Source organism: Sphingomonas sp. OK281 (assembly GCF_900115295.1).
Taxonomy (GTDB): Bacteria; Pseudomonadota; Alphaproteobacteria; order Sphingomonadales; family Sphingomonadaceae; genus Sphingomonas.
Window position 1 is genome coordinate 1 of sequence record NZ_FOVZ01000002.1, and the last position, 13,327, is coordinate 13,327.

11 protein-coding genes and 1 tRNA gene are annotated in these 13,327 nt (G+C 65.8%); 7 read left to right on the forward strand and 5 right to left on the reverse strand.

What is annotated here, in order from left to right:
* Positions 1-463: 463 nt before the first annotated feature.
* Positions 464-1,972, forward strand: coding sequence for a lipopolysaccharide biosynthesis protein (locus tag BM244_RS06180; protein ID WP_093398975.1), 1,509 nt, complete (start codon positions 464-466; stop codon positions 1,970-1,972).
* 1 nt (position 1,973) lies between these two features.
* Here the strand turns inward: BM244_RS06180 and BM244_RS06185 are convergent, their stop codons facing one another.
* Entirely contained in the window at positions 1,974-2,399 is a 426-nt protein-coding gene (locus tag BM244_RS06185; protein ID WP_093398173.1) for a CBS domain-containing protein, read from the reverse strand.
* Positions 2,400-2,470: 71 nt separating this feature from the next.
* On the opposite strand from BM244_RS06185, the gene BM244_RS06190 reads away from it, so the two are divergent.
* The gene (locus tag BM244_RS06190; protein WP_093398976.1) at positions 2,471-2,773 is read left to right on the forward strand and encodes a hypothetical protein; all 303 of its coding nucleotides are present in this window, start codon (positions 2,471-2,473) and stop codon (positions 2,771-2,773) included.
* 90 nt (positions 2,774-2,863) lie between these two features.
* Here the strand turns inward: BM244_RS06190 and BM244_RS06195 are convergent.
* Positions 2,864-2,937 (reverse strand) — tRNA-Gln (locus BM244_RS06195).
* A 185-nt stretch (positions 2,938-3,122) separates the two neighbouring features.
* On the opposite strand from BM244_RS06195, the gene BM244_RS06200 reads away from it, so the two are divergent.
* Positions 3,123-4,166, forward strand: coding sequence for a Ppx/GppA phosphatase family protein (locus BM244_RS06200; RefSeq protein ID WP_093398174.1), 1,044 nt, complete (start codon positions 3,123-3,125; stop codon positions 4,164-4,166).
* A complete protein-coding gene (locus BM244_RS06205) occupies positions 4,163-4,834 on the forward strand; it encodes an RlmE family RNA methyltransferase (protein ID WP_093398175.1) in 672 nt (223 codons plus the stop codon). Before BM244_RS06200 ends, BM244_RS06205 begins: the two co-directional genes overlap by 4 nt.
* A gap of 388 nt (positions 4,835-5,222) precedes the next feature.
* Here the strand turns inward: BM244_RS06205 and rpoZ are convergent, their stop codons facing one another.
* Positions 5,223-5,567: a DNA-directed RNA polymerase subunit omega gene (rpoZ, locus tag BM244_RS06210; protein WP_055882033.1), complete on the reverse strand. Its 345-nt coding sequence runs from the start codon at positions 5,565-5,567 to the stop codon at positions 5,223-5,225.
* A gap of 117 nt (positions 5,568-5,684) precedes the next feature.
* Here rpoZ and BM244_RS06215 point away from each other — a divergent pair, with 117 nt between their 5' ends.
* Positions 5,685-6,845 carry a phospholipase D-like domain-containing protein gene (locus BM244_RS06215; protein WP_093398176.1) on the forward strand — a complete coding sequence of 387 codons (1,161 nt, stop codon included), beginning with the start codon at positions 5,685-5,687 and terminating at the stop codon, positions 6,843-6,845.
* A gap of 99 nt (positions 6,846-6,944) precedes the next feature.
* Here the strand turns inward: BM244_RS06215 and BM244_RS06220 are convergent, their stop codons facing one another.
* The gene (locus BM244_RS06220; protein WP_093398177.1) at positions 6,945-8,612 is read right to left on the reverse strand and encodes an MFS transporter; all 1,668 of its coding nucleotides are present in this window, start codon (positions 8,610-8,612) and stop codon (positions 6,945-6,947) included.
* Positions 8,613-8,838: 226 nt separating this feature from the next.
* Complete coding sequence (locus BM244_RS06225; RefSeq protein ID WP_254784317.1) at positions 8,839-10,290, reverse strand: DcaP family trimeric outer membrane transporter; 1,452 nt, start codon at positions 10,288-10,290, stop codon at positions 8,839-8,841.
* A gap of 154 nt (positions 10,291-10,444) precedes the next feature.
* Here BM244_RS06225 and acs point away from each other — a divergent pair, with 154 nt between their 5' ends.
* Together acs and BM244_RS06235 are read left to right on the forward strand one after the other, a co-directional pair.
* Positions 10,445-12,400, forward strand: a complete 1,956-nt coding sequence (gene acs, locus BM244_RS06230; RefSeq protein WP_093398178.1) for an acetate--CoA ligase — start codon at positions 10,445-10,447, stop codon at positions 12,398-12,400.
* On the forward strand, positions 12,397-13,020 hold the full coding sequence (locus BM244_RS06235) for a response regulator transcription factor (protein ID WP_093398179.1): 624 nt from the start codon (positions 12,397-12,399) through the stop codon (positions 13,018-13,020). The genes acs and BM244_RS06235 overlap by 4 nt, the downstream gene beginning before the upstream one ends.
* The last annotated feature ends 307 nt before the right edge of the window (positions 13,021-13,327 follow it).

Consider the following 13,327-nt stretch of genomic DNA (forward strand, 5'->3'; position numbering starts at 1 on the left):
TCTTAACCTACAATGTCAAAGAGCCGACAAAAATACCGACACTCGCATAACCTCTTCGCTAGAAGAAGCTTGGAGCATCTGGTTTTTTGCGACCGCAACAACCAGACCGTGTGGCCGTTCGCTGCGGTGACACCCCTCTAGGCGGGGTTCCGATTCGCGTCAAACACTATCTTTCATATTTGTGGCAATTTCTCGGATCGGCGCGTTTATGACGCCCGGTACCCCTTGGCGGGGGCCTACGACCGTGACGACTCATCGGTGCGAAGGTTGTAGGAGGAGCAATCGAGTGCACCCCTTGCAGGCGATGGTCACACCGAGGCGTCCAGCGTTGCGGGCCAACCGTCTCTCTGCAATCGTCTCTCTGCTAATCGTCGTTCGGCCAATCGTCTTTCAGTCATCGCCTATGGCGATCGTGAAGCGCCTTAGGCAAAGTGAAGGTCATTCCCCCGAGATGCCCGATATGATGACCAACGCGAGTCCCGTCCCGGTCGCCGGCGAACCCGTGTCCGGCACGTCGCACGATGCCGGGTCGCTCGCCGGGCAGGTGCGCAAGGCGTTGATCTGGCGCTCGGGCAGCCAGATCGTCGCGCAGCTGGTGCAGTGGAGCGCCACCTTCCTCGTGATACGGATCCTTGCGCCCGCCGATTATGGCCTGTTCGCGATGTGCCAGGTGATCCTCACCTTTATGGCGATGCTCAATGGCTACGGGCTGGCGAGCGGGCTGATCCAGCAAAAGGAGATCAGCCACCGCGAAGTCCGCCAGCTGTTCGGCATGTTGATCGCGCTGAACGTCGCGCTCGCGATCGCGCAGGTGTCGCTGGCGCCGCTGGCGTCGGCCTATTACCGGCAGCCGATCGTCGGCGACATGCTTCGCGTGCAGGCCCTGCTGTACCTAACGACGCCGTTCATCGCGCTTCCCTATGCGCTGCTGTCCCGGTCGATGGACTTTCGTCACCAGGCCAAGGCGAACATCACCGCGTCGATCGCGTCCGCCAGCGCCGCGCTTGGCGGGGCGCTCTATGGTCTTGGCGTGTGGACGCTGGTGCTGGCACCGATCGTGCTGTTCAGCGTGCGCGGCGCGATGATGACCTGGAGCGCACGCTCGCTGGTCTGGCCGAGCTTCGACTTTCGCGGGGCGGGCACGATCGCGCGCTATGGTGGCGTGATGGCGGCGGGCCAGCTGTTCTGGTTCCTGCAAAGCCAGGCCGACGTGTTCATCGCCGGTCGCAGCTTTTCCGCACACACGCTGGGCATCTATACGACCAGCCTGTTCCTCACGCAGATCTTCGTGTCGAAGTTCGTCCCCCCCCTGAACGAGGTCGCCTTCTCCGCCTATGCGCGGATGCAGGCCGATCCCGACGCGATCGGACGGGCCTTCGTCAAGGGCGTGCGGATGGTGATGATCGTGGCGATGCCGTTCTACATGGGGCTGGCCGCGACCGCCGAACCGCTGGTGCTGACCGTGTTGGGCGACAAATGGCGCGAGACGGCACCGGTCGTGCATCTGCTCGCGCTGGCGATGCCGTTCATGACGCTGCAGGTGTTGTTCACACCGGCTTCCGATGCGCGCGGCCGCCCCGGTATCGGCGTCCGCAATGGCGCGACCGGCGCGCTGATCCTGACCACCGCGTTCCTGGTCGGCGTGCAATGGGGCCCGACCGGCATGGGTCTGGCCTGGATCGCCGCCTATCCGATCTATCTCGTGATCAGCGCCTGGCGAACGCTGCCGGTGATCGGCGTGACGGCGCGCGCCGTAGCGGGAGCGGTCGCATCGCCGGCCCTGGCGGCGATCGCGATGGCGCTGGTGGTCTGGCTAACCGACCGCAGCCTGCCGCCACTCGACGCGCACTGGCGCCTTGCCGTGCTCATCCCCGTCGGCGCCGCGGTGTACGCGGCGGCGATGCTGGTGTTTGCGCGGGCAACCGTCAGGGACCTGATCGCGGTAGTCCGCAAACAGCCCATGCCGGCATAACTCAGGCCGACTGGATATACTCGCGCATCGCCGCAGCGTCCGCCTCGATCCGGTCGATGCGATATTTGACGAGGTCGCCGATCGAGACGAACCCGACGAGCGTCTCGCCGTCGATCACGGGCAGATGACGGATCCGGCGTTGCGTCATCAGCGACAGCGCACCGATCGCCGACTCGTTCGGTCCGATCGACCTTACCGCGGTGGTCATCACGTCGCCAATTCTCCGCGCCAGCGCCGCAGCCCCGTCGGCTTGCAGGCAATGAATGACGTCGCGTTCGGAAAAGATGCCGACCACCCGGTCGCCATCGAGCACCGGCGCCGCGCCGATCCGCTTCTCCGCGAGCAGCGCCACCGCCGCCGCTACGGAAGAATCGGGGGTGAGCGACTGTATGTTGCCCTTGTCCTTCAGGATCGCCGCGATCGTCATCTTCGCCTCTCCTCCATTGCGTCTATTGCGCGTGACTTGAGGAAACCATGTTTGCGCGGCAATGTGAAGCGATGACCGATACCCTGCCCGAACACCCGGTCGAACGTCCGACCGGACTCGACGACCCACGCTATGCCGCGTTCGCGTGGAGCCGGTTTCGGGCGATCATGGGGTGGATGGTGCTGGCGGCGGCGATCTGCGTCGCCGCGGTGATCGCGACGATGGCCCATCTCCAGGGGCCGCTGCACCTCGTGACGATGTTGGCGGTGATCGGCGGAGTCGGCGGATCGGTAATGATGGCCGGATTGCTGATGGGCCTCGCGTTCCTGAGTTCCGGAAGCGGGCATGACGAGGACGTCACGCGGATCGAGTGATCCGAAGCCGGGACAGGACGAATCTGCTGGTATGGGACTGTCGCCGTCGATCGGCCGGCACCTGGATCTGGGTGCCCCGAAGGCGACCGCTGGATGCCCCGTGAGGATTCGAACCTCAATAGGCGGTATCAGAAACCGCAGTCTTACCATTAGACGACGGGGCATCAGCGAGGGCGCGATCTAGGCGGGCGGTTTCGTGCTGTCAACGCCAAGATGTCGCCGATCCGCCAGTTCGCTTGCGTAATCGCGCCGCCGCGCTACATTCGTGTCCAAGCACCGGGCGGGTATTTTCCCGCGGCGGCAGATATAGATAGCGAGTCTTACGGCGATGGGGGATGTTTCCACCCGAATGCCGTTCCGGCAGGGTGGTCCTGCCCGTCCGGCGGCGACCCGGCCCTCTCGTGGGCGGTGGGCCGATGCGCAGGCGTTTGCCGCGCTGGATCTCGGCACCAACAATTGCAGATTGCTGATCGCGCGACCGCAGGCTGGCGGCTTCGCGGTGATCGACGCGTTCTCGCGAATCGTTCGACTGGGCGAGGGATTGGCCTCGACCGGCAAGCTGAGCGACGCGGCGATCGAGCGGACGATCGCGGCGCTTCGCGTGTGTTCGGACAAGCTCCAGCGCCGCAACGTGACGCTGGCGCGGTCGGTCGCGACGGAGGCGTGTCGGCAGGCGTCGAACGGGCCTGCGTTCATCGCCCGCGCGCTCGCCGAGACGGGCATCCACCTCGACATCATTTCCGCCGAGGAAGAAGCGCGGTTGGCGGTGCTCGGCTGCCATGCGCTGATCGAGCCGGGGGAGGATCCCGCGCTCGTGTTCGATATCGGCGGCGGGTCGACCGAGCTGGTGCTGGTCGATACATCGACGCCGATCCCGACCGTGCTCGACTGGCATTCGGCGCCGTGGGGCGTCGTGTCGCTGACCGAGCATGCCGGTGGCGGCGAAGGCGAGGACGGGCGGCGCGCCGCGTATGCGCGGATGCGCCAGGTCGTCGCGGACAGTTTTGCGGGGTTTGCAGCCCGCCTACCCCGGCATATCGAGCGACCGCGGCTGCTCGGTACCAGCGGCACGGTGACGACGCTCGGCAGCGTGCATCTCGGGCTCAGCCATTACGACCGCTCGGTGGTCGACGGGCTGATCGTGCCCGCCTCGGCGATGCGGCGGATCAGCGCCGACCTTTCCCATATGTCGATCACGGAGCGCGCCAAGCTGCCGTGCATCGGCAACGAGCGCGCCGACCTGGTGGTCGCGGGCTGTGCCATTCTGGAGACGATCATGGATTTGTGGCCCGCCGAACGGCTCGGCATCGCCGACCGCGGCATTCGCGAGGGCATCCTGCGCGGACTTATGGGCTCGCCCAAGCCCGGCAAAGCCGCGGGAGTCGCGGCATGAGCCGGGGCGGCTCAGGCGGGCATGTCCGCGTGCTCACCGCGCGCAAGCGGACCGCGCAGTCGACGCGCTGGCTCGAGCGGCAGTTGAACGATCCGTATGTGAAGCGCGCCAAGGCCGACGGCTATCGCAGCCGGGCGGCGTACAAGCTGATCGAACTCGACGAGCGGTTCGAGCTGATCCGCGGTTCGAAGCGCGTGGTCGATCTGGGACTCGCGCCGGGTGGCTGGGCGCAGGTGATCCGGCGGCGGATCCCCAAGGCGACGGTGGTGGGCATCGACCTGCTCCCGGTCGATCCGATCGAGGGCGTGACGATCTTCGAGATGGATTTTCTCGACGATGCCGCGCCGGGGAAGTTGATCGAGGCCTTGGGTGGCGCGCCGGACCTGGTGCTGTCGGACATGGCGGCGAACACGGTCGGGCATCCGCAGACCGACGCGTTGCGGACGATGGCACTGGTCGAGACCGCGCTGCATTTTGCGTGCGAGGTGCTCGAGCCGGGCGGGACGTTCGTGTCGAAGGTGTTTGCGGGTGGCGCCGATTCCGAACTGGTCGCGGAGATGAAGCGGAACTTCAAGACGGTGAAGCATGCCAAGCCGCCGGCTAGCCGCAAGGGGTCGGTGGAGTGGTTCGTGGTGGCGCAGGGGTTTAAAGGCCGAGACCCGAAATAGCAGAGCTATTTCGGGTGAGTCGAAAGCCCGGCCAGCGTTGCGCAGCAACGACTGACGACGGGGCTTCGCCGTGGCGCCCTGCCTTAGAGTAATACCAAAGCGTCACGGCTGAGACTCTACCCCGCGAAGGCGGGGATCCTGACTGGGCTCCCGCCTTCGCGGGAGACAAGGAGAGGGCGTAGGTTGGCGATCTGCCTGAAGCACGTGCCCTCACCCTTCCCACGGCAAGGGCCGCGGGCCCCTCCCCTCTCCCCTTCAGGGAGAGGGTATACAGAAAAAGCCCGCGGACCTCTTGGGTCAGCGGGCTTCTCTCTATTTCACGCGTCGCGGCAAAACCGCGTCGTCGGCTGGGGATAAGGCACGGATTAGCGTTAGCTAATCCCCCGCCTCAACCCTCGTAATCCGCACCCAGATTCTGGTTGCGCGGCGGTGCTGCCGCGGTAAGCCGCAGCGCCTCGGCCGAAGCGGCCAGGCTGCCGACGGCATCGACCTCGTCGTCATCGTCGACGCGAACCTTCTGCAGGCCCTGGATGACCTGTTCCTTCAGGTGCGCCGGCTTGACGTTCTCGTCGGCGATCTCGCGCAGCGCGACGACCGGGTTCTTGTCGCGGTCGCGGTCGAGCGTCAGTTCGGCGCCGCCCGAGATCTGGCGCGCACGCTGGGCCGCGAACAACACCAGGTCGAACCGGTTGGGGATCTTGTCGACACAATCCTCGACGGTAACGCGCGCCATGCGGCTTCCTTCGTAACAACGATAGAATGAGAATGCGTCGCCTACGAGCGACGGCCTGCAAAGTCAAGAAATCGGCGCGGCTTGCCACCGGCGTCCCCCGTGTCCATCACGCCGGCCATGGACGATCCCACAGAGCAGCCGACTTTCACCGTCGACGGCAACCAGATGACGCTGCTCGACACCGGCCCCCGCCGCCTCGACGCGGTGATCGCGCTGATCGACGGCGCCGAGCGGACCCTTCGCATATTGTACTATATCTACGCGGACGACGAGTCCGGGAAGCGCGTCAATGCGGCGCTGATCGCCGCCGCCGAGCGCGGAGTCGAAGTCGCGCTGATCGTCGACGGGTTCGGCAGCGACGATGCACCGCGTGCCTTCTTCGAACCGCTCGAAGCCGTCGGCATCTCGGTATGCCGGTTCTCTGCACGATTCGGTCGTCGCTACCTGCTTCGCAACCACCAGAAGCTCGCACTCGCCGACGAAGCGCGAATCATCATCGGCGGGTTCAACATCGAGGACGATTATTTCGGCACCGTTGCCGAACAGGCGTGGCGCGACCTGGGCTTGCTGGTCGAAGGGCCCGCGGCGGGGCGGCTGGCCGGCTATTTCGATGCGTTGAAGGACTGGATCCATGAACCCAGGGGCAAGCTGCGCCGGCTGAACGCCGCGCTGTCGCGCTGGAGCGAGACGAAAGGTGCGACCCGGTGGCTGATCGGCGGACCGACGCGCAAGCTGTCGCCCTGGGCGCGCGCGGTGCGCGACGACATGCGGCGCGGGCGGCGGATCGATATCATCGCGGGCTATTTCACGCCCAGCCCGGTGCTGTTGCGTCGGCTCGACAAGGCCGGGCGACGACAGGCGGACGTCCGGGTGGTCACCGCGAGCAAATCGGACAACAACGCGACGATCGCCGCCGCGCGGTTCACCTATGCGGGGCTGTTGCGCAAGGGCGTGCGGCTGTTCGAATACCAGCCGACCAAGCTGCATACGAAACTCTACGTGATCGACGACGCGGTCCATATCGGCTCGGCGAACTTCGACATGCGCAGCCTGTTCATCAACCTCGAACTGATGCTGCGGATCGAGGATGCGGCGTTTGCGGCGCATGTTCGACGCTATGTCGACGGCGAGGTGGCAAAGTCGACCAAGGTGACCAAGGCTCTGTACAAGGCGAACACCGGCTGGGTGCAGCGGATCAAGCAGTTCGGCGCGTATTTCGTGGTCGCGGTGATGGACCCGAGTGTGTCGCGCGGGCTGAACTTCGGGATCGACGAGTAGACTGTCCGTCGCGCAGTTTCGTGCCCGAAAAAAAGGCGGCATCGGTCCGGTGTCCCCACCGAACCGATACCGCCATCGAGATTCCTCCTGCCGGCTTCTTCAGCCGTGCAGCGACCGACGGAACGTCTCGGGCAGGAACACGAGACCGACGACCGCGGTCACCGCGCAGGCGAGGATCGGGTACCAAAGCCCGTAATAGATATCCCCGGTCGCCGCGACCATCGCGAACGCCGCGGTCGGCAGGAACCCGCCGAACCAGCCATTGCCGATATGATAAGGCAACGACATCGAGGTGTAGCGGATCCGCGTCGGGAACAGCTCGACGAGTAGCGCCGCGATCGGCCCGTAGACCATCGTCACGTACAGCACGAGCAGGACGAGGATCGCGACGACCATCGGCTTGTTGATCTGCGCCGGGTCCGCCTTTTCGGGGTAGCCGACCGCGGTGAGTGCCGTCTTCACTTCCGCACCGAACGCCTTGATCGCCGCCGCCTTGTCAGGGCCCGACACGACTGCCGGATTGACCACCGGGATGGTCGTGCCGCCGATATGGATCTGCGCGACGGTGCCCGCAGGTGCGATCACGTTGGCGTACGAGATGCCCGCCTTCGCCAGATACGCCTTGGCGATGTCGCACGAGCTCTTGTCGAACTTGTTCTTGCCGACCGGATCGAACTGCACCGAACACTCGTCGGGGTTGGCGACGACGCTCACCGGCGAATTAGCCTGCGCCGCATAGAGCGCGGGGTTAGCGGCCTTCGACAATGCGTGGAACAGCGGCATGTAGGTCAGCGCGGCGAGCGCACAGCCGGTCAGGATGATGTATTTCCGCCCGATCTTGTCCGACAGCCAGCCGAAGAAGATGAACGCCGGCGTCGCGATCAACAGCGCGATCGCGATCAGGATGTTGGTGGTCGGCCCGTCGACGCGGAGATTCTTCTCAAGGAAGAACAACGCGTAGAACTGGCTGGTGTAGAACACGACGCCCTGGCCGACGACCGCACCGAACAGCGCGATCAGCACGACCTTCAAATTGCTCCACTGCCCGAACGCCTCGGTCAGCGGCGCCTTCGAGGTCTTGCCCTCGTCCTTCATCTTCTGGAACACCGGGCTCTCTTCGAGCTGCATGCGGATCCAGAGCGACACCGCGAGCAGCGCGATCGAGACGATGAACGGGATACGCCAGCCCCAGGCCGCGAACGCCTCTTCGCCGACCAGAGTCCGCACGCCGATCACGATCAGCAGCGCTGCGAACAGCCCGAGCGAGGCGGTGGTCTGGATGAAGCTGGTGAACAGCCCGCGCTTCTTGTCGGGTGCGTGCTCCGCGACATAGGTCGCAGCACCGCCATATTCGCCACCGAGCGCGAGGCCCTGCAACAGGCGCAGCACGACGAGCGCGATCGGCGCGGCGACGCCGACCGAGGCATAGCTTGGAAGCAGGCCGACCAGGAAGGTCGACAGGCCCATAATCGCCATCGTCACGAGGAACGTGTTCTTGCGCCCGACGACATCGCCGATCCGCCCGAACACCAGTGCACCGAACGGCCGCACCGCGAACCCGGCCGCGAACGCCGCGAGCGCGAAGATGAACCCGGTGGTCTCGTTGACGCCCGAGAAGAACTGCGCGGTGATGATCGTCGCCAGCAGGCCGTAGAGATAGAAGTCATACCATTCGAACACCGCGCCGAGTGACGACGCGATGATGATGAGCGGCTGGCTCTGCTTCACGTGCCCGAGGGGCGAAGCATCCCCTGTTGTAGTCGCCATAGCAGTATCCTCTCAGAAGGAAAATTGGGTAGAACAGCCGGTCTCCGCCGACTTTTGAACGCGAAAAAATGCCGATTGGCGGCCCACTCATCCTCCCCCGCCAGGGGAGGTGGCAGGCACTTGCCTGACGGAGGGGGAGGACCGGGATGACCATTGTTCCGCATCCTCCCCCTCCGTCACCTTCGGCGACACCTCCCCCTTGCGGGGGAGGATCGTGAATCATGCGCTAGAACGAGTACCGTGCCGCGAGCTCGCCGCGGTCCATCTTGCCTACCTGCCCGTCGACCAGTTCGCGCTCCGCGTGACGGAATTCGACGCCGAGATCGATGTTCTTGATCGGCGAGAAGAACAGGTTGGCGGACGCGCTCCATGCCGATGCACTCGCGCCGATCGGTTCGCCACCGGCCGGATAGTCGATCGACTGGACGCTGCCGATGAAGGTCGAACGCAGCTTGTCAGTCCAGCCGAGCTTCAACGCCGCGAACCCTGCAGTCAGGCTCGGCGTGTACAGTCGCGCGCCGACCACCGGCACGAACACCGCGTCGGGGGCGAGATCGAGACCGACATAGCGGCCGATCCCGTCGCCATGCGTGACCATGAAGCGGATGTCCGAGCGGCCCTTGGCATCGAGCGGCACCTTGCCCGCGAACGACACGCCCCAGCCGGTGGCGCTGTCCTTGAGCGTCCCCGTGTCGATCGTCAGCTGGCGCGCGAGCCCCGCGAGAGAGAACTCGCCGAACGCGGTCTTGTAGTTGAGGCGCGCGGTGACGTCGGGCAGGCGATCGTCGGCATTCTCGACGATCGTTGCGGACGCAAGACTGGTCGAGGCGGTCTCCGGGTTCTCGGCCGCGACCGACAGCGACAGCGTGTCGTTCAGCTTGCGCGTATAACGGATCTGCGCCTGGCGGACGAACACGGTGCCCTCCGACGGGCCGATGAAGTCGGTCGTCTCGGGCAGCGCGCCGATATACTGGAAGTTGGTCCACTCCTGGCCGAACAGCCAGTTGTCGAACGTGAAGAACGCGCGGCGCAGGCCCGGGTTGTAACCGTTGACGACGCGCTGGTTCCCTTGCGTCCCCGGCACGACCTGGAAATCGACTTCGAGCAGGCCCTTGAGGGTATGCCCGTCGATCGGCGTCTCGGTACCCAGCACGATGCGGGTCTGCTTGGCATGCGCCTCGACGCTGTCGCCTTCGTTGCGGCCGCCGACCGGGGTCATGCTCGGGAAATAGAAGTCGCGACCGACCGATTCCGGCGCGATGTTGCCGCCGCTGTAGCGGCTGACCGACGCCCAGGTCTTGATGAAACCGTTCAATTTGACCGTCGTCCCGGCGACCTTGAACCCGTCCGTCGATGGCGCCGCGGCCGGTGCCTTCGCTTCGGCGAGCGCGGTCGGCGCCGTCGGGCCCATCGGCGCGGTCGGATGCAGATCGTTCGGCGAGGACGCGACCGCGGTCGGCGCGGTGGTCGATGTCGCTGGCGTGACAGGTTGCGGCGCGGTCGCAGTCGTCGCCCGCGCCGCGTTCAGCTCGCCGCGCAAATCCTGCACCGCCGCCTCCAGCGCCTTCAACCGCGTTTCCAGCTCGACCTCGCGCGCGGTCTGCGCCTGCGCCACGCCCGGCACCATCGCAGTGCCCGCAAGCAACGTCGTCAGGGCCAGCCGTGTCTTGAACGCCATCCGTGTCATCCCCGTCTCCGTGCTTTTCCACTGGTCTTACGCGTGGAATTAGCGTCGTCATCATGGCGCATTGCGTCCCCCGGTCCACCCCTTACTTTGGTGCGGGATGATCGCCCGAACACGACCGCGTACAGCGCGGCAAAAGGAGAGCCAGATGACCGAGGCAAGCTATCCCGTCCCCGCGGAATGGGCGAAGGACGCCCTGATCGACGCCGCCGCCTATGACCGGATGTATGCCGAGGCCGCGACCGATCCCGACGCGTTCTGGGCGAAGGAGGCCAAGCGGCTCGACTGGATCGTGCCGCCGACCAAGATCAAGGACACCTCGTTCGACGAGAGCGACTTCCACATCCGCTGGTTCGAGGACGGGCAGCTCAACGTCGCCGCCAACTGCGTCGATCGCCACGCCGACGCCCGCCCCGACGCGACCGCGATCCTGTGGGAAGGCGACGACCCCGCCGACGAGCGCAAGATCAGCTATGCCGAACTGCGCGACGAGGTGTCGAAGCTCGGCAACGCGCTGAAGGCCAAGGGTGTCAGGAAGGGCGACCGCGTCACCATCTACCTGCCGATGATCCCCGAGGCGGCGTTCGCGATGCTCGCCTGCGCGCGGATCGGTGCGATCCATTCGGTGGTGTTCGGCGGCTTCTCGCCCGAGAGCCTGTGCAACCGCATCCACGATTGCGACAGCCGTATCGTCATCACCGCCGACGAAGGGTTGCGTGGCGGCAAGACCGTGCCGTTGAAGGCCAATGTCGACGCCGCGCTCGACCACGGCGATCTCGCGGTCGAGACCGTCATCGTCGTCCGTCGCACCGGCGGCAAGGTCACGATGACCGAAGGCCGCGACTGCTGGTATGCGGACTGCGTCGAGGGCCAGTCGACCGACTGCGCCCCCGAGCCGATGAACGCCGAGGACCCGCTGTTCATCCTCTACACCAGCGGCTCGACCGGCCAGCCCAAGGGCGTGCTTCACTCGACCGGCGGCTATCTGGTGTGGGCGTCGATGACGCACGAATACGTCTTCAACTACCGCCCCGGCGAGATCTTCTGGTGCGCGGCGGATGTCGGCTGGGTCACCGGCCACACCTATTCGTTGTACGGCGCGCTCGCGAACGGGGCGACCACCGTGATGTTCGAGGGCGTGCCGAACTACCCCGATCACAGCCGGTTCTGGCAGATCGTCGACAAATACCAGGTCAACATCCTCTACACCGCCCCGACCGCGCTGCGTTCGCTGATGCGCGAGGGCGACGACTGGGTGACGCGCACCAGCCGCAAGTCGCTGCGCCTGCTTGGCTCGGTCGGCGAACCGATCAATCCCGAGGCGTGGAACTGGTACCACAACGTCGTCGGCGACGGCCGCTGCCCGATCGTCGACACCTGGTGGCAGACCGAAACGGGCGGCCACATGATCTCGCCTTTGCCCGGCGCAACCGCACTCAAGCCCGGCAGCGCGACCAAACCCCTGTTCGGCGTGCTGCCCGAACTGGTCGATGCGGACGGCAAGGTGCTGGACGGCGCAGTCGAGGGCAACCTCGTCATCGCCGACAGCTGGCCCGGCCAGATGCGCACCGTGTGGAACGATCACGAGCGCTTCTTCCAGACGTATTTCTCGACCTATCCGGGCAAGTATTTCACCGGCGACGGCTGCCGCCGCGACGAGGACGGCTATTACTGGATCACCGGCCGCGTCGACGACGTCATCAACGTCAGCGGCCACCGCATGGGCACCGCCGAGGTCGAGAGCGCACTCGTCGCGCATTCGAAGGTCGCCGAGGCCGCGGTCGTCGGCATGCCGCACGACGTGAAGGGCCAAGGCATCTACGCCTACGTCACCTTGAACGCGAACGCCGAGCCGAGCGAAGACCTGCGCAAGGAACTAGTCCAATGGGTCCGCCGCGAGATCGGCCCGATCGCGACCCCCGACATCCTCCAGTTCGCGCCGGCGCTGCCCAAGACGCGCTCGGGCAAGATCATGCGCCGCATCCTGCGCAAGATCGCCGAAAACCAGCTCGACCAGCTCGGCGACACCTCGACGCTCGCCGATCCCGCGGTGGTCGACGCGCTGATCGCCGGCCGCGAGGAGGCCGCTCCCGTACCGGCATGACGCGCACGATCCTCATCGCCGACGATCACCCGCTGTTCCGCCAGGCGCTCAAACTGGCGGTCAGCCGCGCCGCGCCCGACGCGGTGGTGATCGAGGCGGGGCAGCTCTGCGAGGCGGTCGATGCGGCTCGGGGGGCGGAGCGGCTCGACCTGATCCTGCTCGACCTGCGTATGCCGGGCTCGGAAGGTTTCGCGGGGGTCGCGCTGCTGCACGCCGAACGTCCTGACACGCCGATCATGGTGATCTCCTCGGCTGACGAGGCTGAGGCGGCACCGCGTGCGAGGGCGTATGGTGCGATCGGCTTCGTCTCCAAGACCGCCGACCTGACTACCCTCGAAACCGCCGTAGCCCGAGCCCTCGCCGGCGAACGCGACGCGCCGATCGAAGGGGCCTCCGTCGATGACATGGCGACGCGTGTCGCAAGCCTCACCCCGACCGAACTGAAAGTCCTGCTCGGCGTCCTGGCCGGCCGCCTGAACAAGCAAGTCGCCTTCGACCTCGGCATCTCCGAAGGCACGGTAAAGGGTCACATGACCGCGATCCTGCGCAAGTTAGGCGTCCAGAACCGCACGCAAGCGGTCCTCGCGGCGAGGGCGATGGACATCCACTTCGCCGACTGAGGCAGGCCATGCCGCCCGGATAAGAGCCCGTTCGCATCCCCGGCAGCACATAATTCCTTGTTCTCCCGCGAAGGCGGGAGCCCAGTCTGGATCCCCGCCTTCGCGGGGAAACATGCCTTGCTCGAAAGGTAGAGTACTGACTGATTCCGGCAGCCAGCCACTTCAGCTGAATACCGCCCCCATTTGAATCCTCCCCCGCAAGGGGGAGGTGGCGCCGAAGGCGACGGAGGGGGCGGCCCGCGCAACGCACGTTTCTCTTTCCTCCCCCTCCGTCTGGCAAGAGCCAGCCACCTCCCCCTGGCGGGGG

What these genes read in the sequence shown, in the direction of transcription:
- BM244_RS06180 (WP_093398975.1), top strand. Translation starts at nt 464, where the DNA reads ATGACCAACGCGAGTCCCGTCCCGGTCGCCGGCGAACCCGTGTCCGGC.
- BM244_RS06185 (WP_093398173.1), bottom strand. Translation starts at nt 2,399, where the DNA reads ATGACGATCGCGGCGATCCTGAAGGACAAGGGCAACATACAGTCGCTC.
- BM244_RS06190 (WP_093398976.1), top strand. Translation starts at nt 2,471, where the DNA reads ATGACCGATACCCTGCCCGAACACCCGGTCGAACGTCCGACCGGACTC.
- BM244_RS06200 (WP_093398174.1), top strand. Translation starts at nt 3,123, where the DNA reads ATGCCGTTCCGGCAGGGTGGTCCTGCCCGTCCGGCGGCGACCCGGCCC.
- BM244_RS06205 (WP_093398175.1), top strand. Translation starts at nt 4,163, where the DNA reads ATGAGCCGGGGCGGCTCAGGCGGGCATGTCCGCGTGCTCACCGCGCGC.
- rpoZ (WP_055882033.1), bottom strand. Translation starts at nt 5,567, where the DNA reads ATGGCGCGCGTTACCGTCGAGGATTGTGTCGACAAGATCCCCAACCGG.
- BM244_RS06215 (WP_093398176.1), top strand. Translation starts at nt 5,685, where the DNA reads ATGGACGATCCCACAGAGCAGCCGACTTTCACCGTCGACGGCAACCAG.
- BM244_RS06220 (WP_093398177.1), bottom strand. Translation starts at nt 8,612, where the DNA reads ATGGCGACTACAACAGGGGATGCTTCGCCCCTCGGGCACGTGAAGCAG.
- BM244_RS06225 (WP_254784317.1), bottom strand. Translation starts at nt 10,290, where the DNA reads ATGGCGTTCAAGACACGGCTGGCCCTGACGACGTTGCTTGCGGGCACT.
- acs (WP_093398178.1), top strand. Translation starts at nt 10,445, where the DNA reads ATGACCGAGGCAAGCTATCCCGTCCCCGCGGAATGGGCGAAGGACGCC.
- BM244_RS06235 (WP_093398179.1), top strand. Translation starts at nt 12,397, where the DNA reads ATGACGCGCACGATCCTCATCGCCGACGATCACCCGCTGTTCCGCCAG.